Annotated in this window: 10 protein-coding genes; 2 read left to right on the forward strand and 8 right to left on the reverse strand. The window is 70.6% G+C overall.

The window, feature by feature from the left end; genetic code table 11:
- Window positions 1-14: 14 nt before the first annotated feature.
- The 3 genes from ACZ79I_RS12075 to ACZ79I_RS12085 all read right to left on the reverse strand — a co-directional run bounded on the left by ACZ79I_RS12075 (window position 15) and on the right by ACZ79I_RS12085 (window position 4900).
- Window positions 15-1154, reverse strand: a complete 1140-nt coding sequence (locus ACZ79I_RS12075; protein WP_471496824.1) for an amidase domain-containing protein — start codon at window positions 1152-1154, stop codon at window positions 15-17.
- Window positions 1155-1305: 151 nt separating this feature from the next.
- The gene (locus ACZ79I_RS12080; protein WP_471496826.1) at window positions 1306-2508 is read right to left on the reverse strand and encodes a polysaccharide deacetylase family protein; all 1203 of its coding nucleotides are present in this window, start codon (window positions 2506-2508) and stop codon (window positions 1306-1308) included.
- Window positions 2399-4900 carry a transglycosylase domain-containing protein gene (locus ACZ79I_RS12085; RefSeq protein WP_471496827.1) on the reverse strand — a complete coding sequence of 834 codons (2502 nt, stop codon included), beginning with the start codon at window positions 4898-4900 and terminating at the stop codon, window positions 2399-2401. Before ACZ79I_RS12085 ends, ACZ79I_RS12080 begins: the two co-directional genes overlap by 110 nt.
- A 394-nt stretch (window positions 4901-5294) precedes the next feature.
- On the opposite strand from ACZ79I_RS12085, the gene ACZ79I_RS12090 reads away from it, so the two are divergent.
- Window positions 5295-5516: an FmdB family zinc ribbon protein gene (locus tag ACZ79I_RS12090; RefSeq protein ID WP_471496829.1), complete on the forward strand. Its 222-nt coding sequence runs from the start codon at window positions 5295-5297 to the stop codon at window positions 5514-5516.
- Window positions 5517-5523: 7 nt separating this feature from the next.
- Here ACZ79I_RS12090 and ACZ79I_RS12095 read toward each other — a convergent pair whose 3' ends face one another.
- The 4 genes from ACZ79I_RS12095 to ACZ79I_RS12110 form a co-directional block, all read right to left on the reverse strand.
- On the reverse strand, window positions 5524-6213 hold the full coding sequence (locus tag ACZ79I_RS12095) for an O-methyltransferase (protein ID WP_471496831.1): 690 nt from the start codon (window positions 6211-6213) through the stop codon (window positions 5524-5526).
- A gap of 102 nt (window positions 6214-6315) precedes the next feature.
- Entirely contained in the window at window positions 6316-7128 is an 813-nt protein-coding gene (locus ACZ79I_RS12100; RefSeq protein ID WP_471496833.1) for an HAD family hydrolase, read from the reverse strand.
- Complete coding sequence (locus ACZ79I_RS12105; RefSeq protein WP_471496835.1) at window positions 7125-9569, reverse strand: phosphoribosyltransferase; 2445 nt, start codon at window positions 9567-9569, stop codon at window positions 7125-7127. The genes ACZ79I_RS12100 and ACZ79I_RS12105 overlap by 4 nt, the downstream gene beginning before the upstream one ends.
- Before the next feature lie 63 nt (window positions 9570-9632).
- The gene (locus tag ACZ79I_RS12110; RefSeq protein ID WP_471496837.1) at window positions 9633-10799 is read right to left on the reverse strand and encodes an HpcH/HpaI aldolase/citrate lyase family protein; all 1167 of its coding nucleotides are present in this window, start codon (window positions 10797-10799) and stop codon (window positions 9633-9635) included.
- 196 nt (window positions 10800-10995) lie between these two features.
- On the opposite strand from ACZ79I_RS12110, the gene ACZ79I_RS12115 reads away from it, so the two are divergent.
- On the forward strand, window positions 10996-11862 hold the full coding sequence (locus ACZ79I_RS12115) for a TerD family protein (RefSeq protein ID WP_471496839.1): 867 nt from the start codon (window positions 10996-10998) through the stop codon (window positions 11860-11862).
- 330 nt (window positions 11863-12192) lie between these two features.
- Here the strand turns inward: ACZ79I_RS12115 and ACZ79I_RS12120 are convergent, their stop codons facing one another.
- The gene (locus ACZ79I_RS12120) at window positions 12193-12924 is read right to left on the reverse strand and encodes a TerD family protein (RefSeq protein ID WP_471496841.1); all 732 of its coding nucleotides are present in this window, start codon (window positions 12922-12924) and stop codon (window positions 12193-12195) included.
- Between the last annotated feature and the right edge of the window lie 2 nt (window positions 12925-12926).

Raw genomic sequence — 12926 nt, forward strand, 5'->3', positions numbered from 1 at the left:
CCGAAGAGCACCTCTCAGGTGCGGTAGGCGTAGTACGCCGCGTTCGGGTACGACGCGATGATGCTCGCCACCGACCTGTTGTAGGTGTTGGTGGAGTGGTACGTCACATACGGCACGCCCTTAGAGCTGCGGGAGGTGACGATCATGGAGTGGTCCTTCGACCCGTCCTTGTTGAAGTCCATCTGCAGCACGTCGCCCACGTCCATCTGGTAGACGTTGGCCAGGCTGGTGACCCGCTTGGAGGACAGGGCGAACCAGGAGAACTCGTTGACGCCGACGAACGAGTCCGACTGGATCTCCGCGTTGCCGAACCACTTGTGGAAGTCGTTGGTGTAGCCGGGGACGTGCTTCCAGCCGCCGGCCTTCAGGGACTGGCTGACGAAGTTGGTGCAGTCGCCGCCGGCACCCTGCCCGTTGAAGTCCGGGTAGTCCGGGTTGTACTTGTTCCAGTACTTGGCCGCGTACGCCGCCATGGCCTTGTAGTCGTAGCCGGTGGCGGAGAAGTCCTTCGGCTTCGCCGGCGCCGGCCGCGTGGTGGCCGAGCGGGTCGCCTCGGGCGGGCCGTCGTCGGCGGCGGTGGCCGGCGCGGCGACGGCCGGCTTGGCCACCTGGTTCACCGCGAGGTAGCCGTCGTCGGTGTCGCGGATGCCGGTCAGCTGCCAGTCGCCGCTGTGGTCGGCCTTGAACGTCAGCTGGTGGTGGGCCTGGAAGCCGGTGGTCTTCGGCTCGTTGCCCAGCACCTTCTTGTAGGTCAGCGTCGTGGTCTCGGTGACGTCGACGGTGGCGTGACGGCCCTTCACCCGCGTGCGGTCCAGCGAGACGCTCGTGGTGGCCGCGCTGTACTTCTCACCGAGCGCCGCGAGACGGGACTTGCGGCCCCGCAGCTGCGACAGCGCGGACTTCTCGTCGCGCGACAGGGTGGAGGACAGCCGCACATCGCCGGAGAACCGCGACGCGAGCGGCTTGCCGCCGGTGTTCTTCCCGCTGTCCACCAGGGCGTCCGTGCGGTCGGTGAAGACCGCGTCCGCCAGCCGCTGGAAGGTGGCCTTGGTCGACGGGTCCACCGTGGGGTCGTCGGCGACACTCGCCGCACCCGCGCTCCAGTTGGGCAGCAGCGCCACGCCGGCGACGACCGAGGCGGCCGCGGCCGTCACTATGGTCGTGCGACGCCGCTTATGGCTCAGTTTTCTTGATTTCAATGATGTTCCCCTCTACGCCGGTACTCGATACCGGGAGCCGCATCTTCGCATGGCATGTGTGGCTCTCGTGAAGGGGGTTGCAGAAGCGATACAGAGGACGGCGGCCTCACTTCACCACGGTCGACCAGTCCGGCGACTGGGCCGGGTCCAGGCTGCGCAGCCGCTCCAGGGTCTCGGGCTTCTGCACGTCCAGCCAGTCGGCCAACTCCTTGAAGGACACGCACTTCACGCCCTTCTTCGTGCACATGTTCTTCACGACCTGGTCGATGGCCTTCATGTAGATGCCGCCGTTCCAGTCCTCGAAGTGGTTGCCGATGAACAGGGGTGCCCGGCTGCCGTAATAGACGCGGTTGAATCCCGCCATATAGGAGTCGACGGTCATCTGCTCCCACTGGGCGTACTTCGCCGGGTCGCCCTTGGTCTCCCCGCCGGACTGGTTGTAGAGGAAGTTGAAGTCCATGGAGAGGCCCTGGTACTTGCCGCCCTCGTACGGGAGCATCTGGAGCGGGAAGTCCCATATGCCGTTCTTCTTCGTCGGCCATATCTGGAAGTCGCCCGGGGAACTGGCGTCGTAGCGCCAGCCGTAGCCCTTGATGGCCTGCAGCAGGTTCTTCTGGCCCTCCAGGCAGGGCGCGCGGCCGCCGGTGACCTCCTTCTTGAAGTCGAAGGGCAGCGGGGCGATGTCCTCGTAGCCGGTGTTGGTCTTCCACTTCTCCACGAACGAGTAGAACTGGTCGATCTCGCTCTTCCACTCCTGCACGCTCCAGTCGCCGCCGCCCTTGGCGCCGCAGAAGTGGCCGTTGAAGTGGGTGCCTATCTCGTTGCCGTCGTCGTACGCCTTACGGAGCTGCTCCAGCGTGGTGCGGATGTGCTCGTCGGTCGGATAGCTGATCGCCGCGGAGCCCACGGAGTGCTGTGGCGGGTGGTAGAGGTCCTTCTTGCCCTTGGGCAGCAGGTAGATGCCCGTGAGGAAGAAGGTCATATGGGCGTTGTACTCCTTGGCCATCTCGCGGTAGTGCGAGAAGAGATGGTCGTCGCCCTCCAGGGCGCCGTCCCAGGAGAAGACGACGAACTGGGGCGGTTGCTCGCCCGGTTTGAGCGGTTCGGGCTTCAACTCGCTCTTCTGCGGTCCGGTGTACGAGGTGGAGCCGTCCCCGATGATCCTCGTCTTGCCGTCCCAGGCGGGCTCCTTGGCCGTACTAGCCGTCGAGTCCTTGCCCTTGGGAGTCCTGCCCGCCTCCGCCGACGCCGCCGGAGCCGTGTTGCCCGGTCGGGTCAGCGCCAGGAGGGTCGCCGTCACCGACGCCACGACCAGGAACGTCGCCAGCGTCAGGAACCCTGCCCGGCTGTTGAGACGGGCTGTGCGAGGAGGACGGGCGCGGCGACGTCGGCCGGTTCTCTTGGTCATGGCTGGCTCGTTCCGGGAGGGGGGTGGACACGTGGGGCTTCTCGGCCGTCTGGGACCGGCCGGACTGCGTCATGGCCTTGGACCAGATGCCGTAGGGAACGCTGTCCGCGGCGGTGCCGGCAACGCCCTCGAGCGGCAGTGGTTCCAGGCTCTTGGACAGATCCATGCGGTAGACGACGACCGCCGTCGACACGGACGTGGACGTCCCCACGTACCAAGAGGCGGTGTCGTTCGGTGTGGTTCCCGCCTTTCCGGCCACCTGCAGGGAGGCGGGGGCACCATCGGGGTGCGCGCGGCGGAAGGACTCCGTGAGCGCCCCGGTGACGTCGCGGGCCACGGAGGTGCCGACGGCCCGGCGGGACTCCGGTTTCGCAAGGGCGACCGCGGAACCGTTGCGGGTGACGCGCCACACCGAGTACGGCTCGGTGTGGGTCCCGTCCGCGGCGAACGTGGCGTACCCGCTCGCCATCCGGATGGCGCTGGGTGTGGAGCTGCCCAGGGACAGCGCGGGGACCTGCGGGCCGATGCTGGAGGCAAGCAGCCCGGCCGCCTGAGCGGTCTCACGAACCCTGCCGAGGCCGGTGTCCATGCCGAGCTGCATGAACGGCGTGTTCACGGACCGGGCGAGCGCCCGCTTGAGGGTGATCGGTCCGTAGGATGCGTTGCCGTCGTTGTGGGCGGCGACCTTTCTGCCGCTGCGGTCCCAGTACGGCCCCTCGGGCGTGGTGACGGGGATGCCGTCGTCACCGTCGTAGACGGACTCGGGGGTGACCGGCGTCGCGGGTCCGCCGCGGGTCTTGTGCACGCCGTGTTCCAGGCCGGCGGCGTACACGAACGGCAGGAACGCCGAACCGGCCGGGACAGTGCTCGCGTTGGACTCGTTGTAGCCCTGCTTGCGGTGGTCGGGGCCGCCGTAGACGGCGAGGATCCGGCCGTCGTCGGCGACCGAGGCGGCGCCGTAGTGCGCGGTCGCCGCCGTGCCCGGATGGTCGCGCTTCGCCTGCTTGCGGGCCTTGGTCACCGCGCTGGTCAGCGTGGCCTCCCGCGTGCGGTCGAAGGTCGTGTAGATCTGGTAGCCGCCCAGGTCGAACTGCTTGTCCGAGATGTGTCCGGCCTTCTTGGCGTACTGCGCCGCCAGTTCGACCAGATAGTCGCTCTGCTCACCGGTGTCGTAGAGCGGGTTCTGCTTCAGCGGCTCGGGGAAGGTGCGGTACCTGGCGCGCTCGGCCTTCGACAGCTTGCCGATCTTCACCATCCGGTCGAGGATCCAGGACCAGCGCTCCACGGCCCGCCGGTGGTTGGCCTGGCTCAGCGTGGGGTCGTAGAGGCCCGCGCCCTTCAGCAGGGAGGCGAGGGAGGCGGCCTCGCCGGCGTTGAGCCGGCTCACGTCCTTGCCGTAGTACGCCTGGGCCGCGCGCTGGATGCCGTAGGTGCCGCGGCCGAACCAGCTCGTGTTCAGATATCCCTCGAGGATCTTGTCCTTGCTCATCTTGTTGTCGAGCTTGAGGGCGATCATCGCCTCGGTGAACTTGCGGCTCACCGTCTGGTTCTGGTTCAGGTAGACGTTCTTGACGTACTGCTGGGTGATGGTCGAGCCGCCCTGGGTGTCTCCCTCGCCGACCGTGCGCCACAGGGCCCGGGTGATGCCCGAGACGGACACGCCCGGGTCGGAGTAGAAGCTCTCGTTCTCGGCCGCCAGCACCGCCCAGCGGACCTGCGGGGGTATGTCCTTGAGGGGCATGGCCTGCCGTTGTACCCAGCCGGTGCGGGCCATGGGGGTGCCGTCGGACCAGAAGTAGACGTTGTCCTGCTGGGTGGCGTACGAGTTCAGGTTCTGCGGTATGTCCGTGGCCGCGTACGCGACGGCCAGGAACGTGGCGGTGAGGCCGACGGAGGCCAGCACGGCACCCAGCCACTGGCGCCAGGAGGGTATCCAGCGCCGCCAGCCGGTGCGGCCCGGCCGCGGGTACACCGGCTTCAACTTGCGGGCGTACGGGGCGAGTCTGCGGGCGTAGGGGGCCAGCCGGCGCGTGTACGGCGCGAGTCGGTCCGTGAGACGGGTGAGCGCAAGGCGCCGGGCACTCCCGTCCCGCCCGGTGCCGGAGCCCTCTGGCTGCACCACCCGCAGTTGCATGGTGGCGTCCGGCTCCAGGGGCTCCGGGAGCCTCAACTGCATGGTGACATCGGGCTCCGGGGCCTCCGGGAGCCTCAACTGCATGGTGACGTCGGGCCCCAGGGGCTCCTCCGCCCGGGCGCCGTCCTGAGCGCGGTGCGGCTGGGATCGCTTCGGCACCGGCCGGCGGCGGTGAGGGCGGCCTACGCCGCGTTCGTCAGCCACGACGGGCCCCGGCGCACGGACGGTCCAGGGACTGTCGGCCACCTATTCGAAACCCCGCCTCGGTCACGACTGCGTCTCCCTCCGCACTCCCGGATTGCGCGCGCGGGTGTCTGCAGTGGCCACGCATTGTGGCTGCGAGCCCCGCCCCCGACCATGCGGCTCATCGCGGCCTTCATAAATTATCAGTGCCCCTTGTGATCTCTTCGTCGAAGACCGGACAGAAGTTGATCGGAGCGAAAAAATTGAGGAGATGTTAAGGAGATTTGGCAGGGTTCACGGAGGGTCGCCCGACACTATGACGTCCCGGGATCTCCCGTGATCTCCCGGAACCGCCCGTTAATCTATGGGCATGCCTCGCTATGAGTACCGCTGCCGTACGTGCGGCGACACGTTCGAACTGAGCCGTCCGATGGCGGAGTCCTCCGCGCCCGCGCCCTGCCCGTCGGGCCACGATGACACGGTGAAGCTCCTGTCGACCGTCGCGGTGGGCGGCACGGCGTCCGCTCCGGCGCCGGCGCCCCGCGCGGGCGGAGGCGGAGGCGGTTGCTGCGGCGGGGGCTGTTGCGGCTGAGCCCCGCTCAGCGCCGTCGCGCCAGGGTCAGTCCGTCCGCCACCGGCAGCATCACGCTGTCCACCCGCTCGTCCGCCTTCACCTGCGCGTTGAAGTCCCTGACGGCGGCGGCGCATCCGGTCGCGCCCGGGTCCGTGACGCCGCCGTGGCAGAAGACGCGGTCCACCACGAGAAGGCCACCGGGGCGCATGCGCGGCACCAACTCGTCCCAGTAGGCGCCGTAGTCGTCCTCGTCCGCGCCGATGAAGGCCATGTCGATGTGCGGTTCGGCCGGCAGCCCCCGCAGCGTCTCCGGCACGGGGGCGGTGCGCAGCTCGATCCGGTCGGCGACTCCCGCCTTCGCCCAGGCCGCCCGCGCCTGCCGCGTCCACTCCCCGGAGACGTCGCACGTCAGCAGCGTCCCGCCGGGCGGCAGCGCCTGCGCCATGGACAGCGCCGACAGCCCGGTGAAGGTCCCGACCTCGACGATCCGGCGCGCCCCGGTCAGCCGCACCAGGAAGGCCAGCAGCGGCCCCTGCTCCTCGGCCACCTGCTCCTCGGCCGCCTGCTCCTCGGCCGCCTGCTCGCCCGCCACGAGCGGCAGCCGGGTGTGCGTCACCTCGACGAGCATCCGCTGCACCGGGTCCAGCGGCGGATTGTGCCCGAGCATGTACGCGTACAGCTCCTCGGTCAGTGGCGTCCCGTTCCCCTTGGCCACCAGGCCCTCCTCACGTCGGCCCCGAGGTCCCGAGCGTTCCCGCTCGCTTCCACCGTAGCCCCGCGCCCGGGAGCGGGGCCGCCCGCGCCGCCCGCCCCGCTGCTACGCCTCCCGCGCCGCCTTCAGGAACTCCCGCAGGATCCGCTCCCCGGCCGCCACGCCCCGCTCCGGCACGGCACTGATCCCGGGTGCCGTCCAGTCGGCGTCGGCCAGTTCGCCGTGGCCCGGACGCCAGCCCCGGTCCGCGGCGAGCAGCAGGTCCGCGTCGAGCAGCGAGTCGCCGGCGGCGAGCGTGAGCACGGCCCCGCAGCGCCGGGCGACCTCGCGCACGGCCGCGCTCTTGGTGAGCGGCTTCGGCACGGCGTAGACCTTGCGGCCCTGCAGCGACACCGTCCAGCCGCGGTTCTCCGCCCAGACGGCCAGTTCCTTCACCCATTCCCCGGGCAGCAGTTCGCGCTCGACGACGAGGTAGGCGAACAGGTCCTCGGCGACCCGCTGCTTGCGCACCCACACCGGGTCGGCGGTGGCCGCCAGATGGTCCCGCACCTCGGCCAGCGGCGCGCACTGCTCGGCGATCCGGGCGAGGACCGCCGTGTGCCAGTCGGGGTCACTGACGCCGTCGACGAGCAGATGGCCGCCGTTCGCGCAGATCGCGTACGCCGGGGCGGGGCCCGGCAGGTTGATGCGCTGGTACTGCTTGCGGGTGCGGGTCGTGGTCGGCACGAACACCGCCCGGTCACCCAGGTCGGTGAGCAGCCCGGCCGCGGTCTCGGTCATGTACGACAGCGGCCTGCTCTCGTGCACCTCGACGCACAGCAGCCGGGGAGCCCGGGCGTCCGGCATGGTCAGCGCGAGCGCCGCGGAGGAGTAGATCAGCGTGCGGTCGAGGTCACTGGCGACCAGTACGGGCTTCATGCGGCCACCGCCCTGCCGTCGGCGCCGGTGGCGCCCCGCGTGTACTTCGGATGGATCAGGCCCACACACATGTACGGAAGCGCGGCGACCTCCTCGACGGGCACACCGCGCTGCTCGGCCAGCAGGCGCACATGGTCGAGGTCGGCGCCCGCCCCGGCGCGTGCCAGGATCTTCCAGGGCACCCGGCGCAGCAGCACGCGCGTGGTCTCGCCGACGCCCGGCTTGACGAGGTTCACGTCGTGGATGCCGTACTCCTCACTGATGCGTTCGACCGCCGCCCAGCCCTCCCAGGTCGGGGTGCGGTCGGCGGACAGCAGTTCCTTGGTGCGCGCGGCGACGGCCTCCTCGACCTCGGTGAAGCGGGCGGACACGGCGTCGAGGAAGGCCACCGACACGTCCGCCCCGGCGAGTTCGCGGTAGAACTTGGCGCCGTGGTAGTCGTGCGGGCCCACCAGGTCGGCACGCAGCACCGTCCGTGAGATCAGGCCCGAGACCGTGGAGTTGAGGCAGGCGGACGGGATGAGGAAGTCGTCCCGGGTGCCGTAGGTGCGTACGCACGATCCCGGGTCGGCCAGGACCGCGATCTCCGGGTCGAAGCCCGTGATGCCGTCGGATGCCTCGAACTCCCGGACGGCGTCGGCGAGTTCCCGGGTGATGGCGCCCTTGCCGGTCCAGCCGTCGACGAAGACGACGTCGGCGGGGTCGTACCGGTCGGCCAGGTAGCGCAGCGCGTTGGCGTCGATGCCGCGGCCGCGCACGATCGACACCGCGTAGTGCGGCAGGTCCAGTCCGTGCCGGTGCCGGGCCCAGCGGCGCATCAGGACGCCGACGGGGGTGCCGGCGCGGGCGAGGGAGACCAGGACCGGCCGGGGCGACCGTTCGGCGAGCACGGTCTCCGTGACCGCGCCGACGGCCTGGGCGAGCCGGGCGGCGGACGCCTCCAGCGCCGCGTGGAACAGCTCCTGGTACTGCTCGCTGGGCTGGTACTCCACCGGCAGCGACTCGGCGTAGTGCGCGCCGCCGCTCTGGATGGCCTCCTCGCGCTCCTCGGTCGGCGCCTCCAGGGTGACGTCCGAGAGGTCCTGCAGCAGCCAGCCGACCTCCTCGGGCGCGTACGAGGAGAAGGCTGGGCCGCGGAGGGGCTCGGGCAGCATGGCGGGCCTTTCGGGAACGTGCCGGGGCTCGGGGACGTGACTGGGGACGACCGCGAGCAGAACGTGCGGGGCGTGCGCGGCGAGCCGGTCGAGCAGGCCACCCCTGGCGTGCAGGGCCGGTGTGTCGGCCACGGAGTCCACGACCGCGACGACGGCGTCGAAGCCGGCGTCCGCGACGTTGTACGCGTAGCGCTCTCCGGGGCCGTCGGCCGGGTCGTCGTGGGCGGGGAAGACGATGCGGCTGCGTATCGCGTAGCCGGGGTCGTCGACCGCGAGGACGGGCGAGCGGGTGGTCGTGGAGTAGCGGACCTCGGCGGCCACCACCTGCTCGAGTTCACGGGCGAGCCGCAGCGGCGCGTACATCAGCTCCTCGAAGCCGAGCACGAGCACCCGCCGGGCGCCCTCGGGTATCGCCTCGGCCAGCCGGGCGGCCATCGCGGGCAGCGCGGCCTCCAGACGGGCCCGGTGCGCGGGGGTGAAGCCGTGCCGCCCGCCGTCGGGCAGGCCGCGGGGCCAGCCGAGCGCGACGCGGCCGATCGTGCCGTGGCGCTCCCGGTCCGGTACCGCCGACTCATGCCGGGCGACCAGTTCCCGGCCCTTCTCCAGCACGCCCTCGGGCAGCCGGACGGTCCCCGCGGCGGCCGCCACCAGGTCGATCCGGGCGCCGATCTCCCGCCCGAAGTCCGCCAGGCGGTCCAGGTCGGCGGCCGAGCGCATGTCGACCAGCGCGACCACGACGTACCGCCCCCGCGGATGGCGCCGGTGCAGGTCGCGGATGGTGTTCATGACGGTGTTGCCGGTCGAGAACTCGTCGTCGACCAGGACCAGCGGACCGTCGCCCGCCAGCAGGCGCGGATCCTCGGGCAGCAGCAGATGCGAGGTGGCGTGGGAGTGGGACTCCTCGAAGCCGCCGGCCCGCGCCACACCCTCGACGGGGCGGCGGGTGGAGTGCAGATAGGGCACGGCGCCCATGCCGTCGGCGACGGAGTGGCCGAGGCCCGTGGCCGTCTCCGCGTACCCGAGGACGACGGGACCGCCGGCTTCGCTCTCCCCTCCGTCGGCGGCCAGCAGGTCGCGCACCCGGCGGCCGAGCGCGAGCCCGTGGCCGTAGACGACGGACGGGGACTGCGGGACGTGCTTGCCCAGCACATTGGAGACGAGCAGATGCGCCCGCCGGGGGTTGCGCCGCAGCGCGAGCCCCAGCAGACCGGTCAGCTCGTCGTCGCCGACGAGTTCGACCCCGAGCCGTTCGGCCACCCACGTCCCGGACCACACCACGTTCTTCATCGATTCCTTGTCACTGATGTCGATGCCTCACCACGTCGCCACGACGGCACGGCCACTGGGCGCTCAGCCGGGGAGCCCGGCGGCCAGCAGTTCCACGAAGCCGATGTCCTCGCCCGCGACGCCGAAGACCTCGGCGCGCTGGAGCGTGCGCTCGGCCCAGGCGCGGTGCGGCTTCACCTCGTTCATCTTGTTGGTGTACGCGGAGCGCAGCACACCGCCGCCGAGGCGCTCGGGCCGCAGGATGTCCTGCGCGTCGCTGAACTCCTCGTGGCTGACCACCGACAGCGCGTGCACCGGCATCACGTGCGAGGGGTGGATGCAGGTCTTGCCGAGCAGGCCGTTGGCACGGTCGAGGGAGATCTCGCGCAGCAGCCCGTCCATGTCGTGCTCGATGAGCGCCTCGCGCAGTTCCTCGACCTCCCCCTCCAGGAAGGGGCTGCGCCGCAACTGCGGCTTGAACATCCGCTCCTGGACCCGGAAGTACTCCCACACCGGCCCGGTCACCGTGAACCCGGTGCCGTCGGCGCGCCCCAGGACGTTGACCACGTCGGCGATGACGGAGGCGACGATCTGGATGTCGTACGCGGTCATGTCGGGTGCTCTGCGCAGTCCGTACGAGGAGCAGAAGTCGGTGACGCCGAGGCGCAGCGCGAGGACGCGGTCGCGGTACTTGTCGACGGTGCGGGCGATGCCGTCCAGGGTCTCCCGGCGCGACTCCAGGTAGAGCAGGTCGGGTGATTCGAGGACGGGCATGGCGAACAGCCGGCGTCCGCTCGCCGCCTCGGCCGCCGTCAGCGCCTCCAGGAAGGGGACGCCCCGCTCCTCGGTGAACTTCGGAAGGACGAAACCGGACAGCAGCCGCACCGCCGGGCCGAGCCGGGCGACCAGGTCCGGGATCTGCGCCGGCGTCCGGACCCGGACGAAGAGGAGCGGCAGCTCGGCATCCGGGCGGGACGCCAGGTCGGTGAACTGCCGGACCAGGTTCTCCTCGGCGTCGGCCACGTCCGCGTCGTCGATCGAGTCCTCCAGGCACAGCACCATGGAGACCACCCCGCGGCCCGCCTGCTTGACCACGTCGTCGGCCAGGCGCGGACGGGTCGCGGGACTGTAGAGGGTGGCGCCGAGGGCCGCCGCGAGCACGCGCGCGGGGGAGTCGGCGGTGAAGACGGCCGGCTCCCGGTGGAAGAGGCGCTGCCGCTCCTCAGGGGCGATGTGCCCGAAATGACGCATAAGACTCCCCCGTGGTGCAGGACGACCTGGACGACCCGAAAAGATGTGGCCGGTAATAGTACGTAGAACCCCATGTCGTGGGTTCCCACCGGGCATGAAGTTCAGGTAACCCGGCTGTGTCGAGGGCACATCGGCGCCACTCCGGGGAGTCCACCCCGCGTTGTCGTGACCAGGACCGAGAAGGCAGGATGACGCCATGACGCACGCGATGCTGAAGGGGTCGAACGTACCGCTCGAGGCCACGGCCGTACGGGCGGTGCTGCGCTGGGCGTCGGGGCAGGGCGTCCCGGAGGTCGACGCCTCGGCGCTGCTCCTCGGGCCCGGCGGGCGGGTGCGTTCCGACGAGGACTTCGTCTTCTACAACCAGCCCCGGCATCCGTCCGGGAAGGTCCGGCTGCTCGGCAAGAAGCGGGAGTCGGACGGGCTGACCGACACGATCCAGACGGATCTCGTGGGGATCGAACCCGGCGTGAGGCAGATCCTGCTGGTCGCCTCGGCGGACGACGTCACGTTCGACCGCGTACGCGCGCTGCGCATCCTGCTGTACGACGCGGCCGCCCCCGACGGGGAGCCGCTGGCGTACTTCGACATCAAACCGGAGACGGGCGCGGAGACGGCGCTGATCTGCGGTGAGCTGTACCGGCGCGGCGATGGCTGGAAGTTCCGGGCGCTCGGCGAGGGCTACTCCAACGGGCTCAAGGGGCTCGCGAACGACTTCGGCATCTCGGTGGACGATTCGGAGGCTCCGCCGGTTCCGGCCGGGACGACCGGTTCGGTCCCCTCGGCCGCGCCCGAGGTGTCGGCGCCGCTGCCGCCGGAGCAGCCGGTGCCGCCGCAGCCGTCGTACGGCTATCCGGCGGTGCCCGCACAGCCGGCGCCCGCGACGGCCGCGCAGCCCGCGTACGGGTACCCGCAGCCGGCGAGCCGGCCGGCGTACGGCTATCCGCAGCCTCAGACGGCGGGGGCGCCCGCACCGGCGTACGGCTACCCGCCGACGACCGCCCCGGTCCCGGACCCGGATTTCGCGCTGCCGCCGCAGGGGCCGCAGTTCATCGGCCGTTGACGCCCTCACCTGCGTAAACGCAGGTGATTCCGGTCAGCACCGCTATGCGGTGCTCCCTCGGGTTCCTGCTTCACGGGCCTCTGCCACCCGAAGGTGGTCTTACCGGGCCTCCACAGGCCTGACTTCCCGCCCGTCCGGCGGTAGGTCCGCCAACTACGTTGTCGGACAAGGCGACTTCAGCAGTGGTGCTGCGGCCCTACGGGCCGCTGAGGCGAGGATGCCCTACACCTCCACCCTGAAGGGTGGAGCACTGGGCAAGTGTGCGGTCGCAGCCTACCTCGGGCGCGGGCCTCGGACGCGGTCCGCGAGCCGCGGTCGCCTCGACGTGGATCACGTCTTCGTCTTGTACCCTCGGCCCCACTGCAGGCCCCACCCGTACAGCCGGTCCAGCTCGGCCTGGAAGCCGTAGACGAACTTCACCTCGCGCCGGACGACGATCTCGCCCTTCACGTTCTCGATCAGGACGACCGCGCAGGAGCGTGCCTGCGGGTGGCGTTCGTCGAGGCCGATCTCGATGCGCGGACCGTTGCTGGGAAACATCGTCACGACGGCGTGCGTACGGTCGAACGCCGGCGTCTGGTCGTATATGTAGACGAAGATCAGCAGCCGCTTGAAGTCATCCCGGTGATCGAGGTTGACGAAGATCGTCTCACCAGATCCGGAGCCGAACCGGTCGTCGCCGCTGAGCTTGATGTACGGCGGTTCGTTGAGCTCTCCGAAGAAGCCGCCCAGGGGCTGCACCACGCCCTTGGTGCCGTCGTTCAGCTCGTACAGGCACCCCAGGTCGAGGTCGACGTTGACCATGCTCTGGGTGTGCGCCTGCACGACCTCCGGGGTGAACAGCCGGAGGGGGTGGCGCAGCAGGCTGCCGCGCTCGGGGGCGCCGATGTCCGAGGTGCGCATCCGCCACGACAGGTTGATGCGCAGGTTGCCGGTCGCCGCGCCCTGTTTGGTCAGGGACACCCGCTGATGCCGCTTGGTCAGCTCGATCGCGTTGCTCGCCGCGCTGCCCGAGTCGAACTGTGCGGCCCGCCCGCGCCACACGCCGTCCCAGAAGCTCATGC

It is taken from the genome of Streptomyces sp. PSU-S4-23 (genome assembly GCF_055632315.1).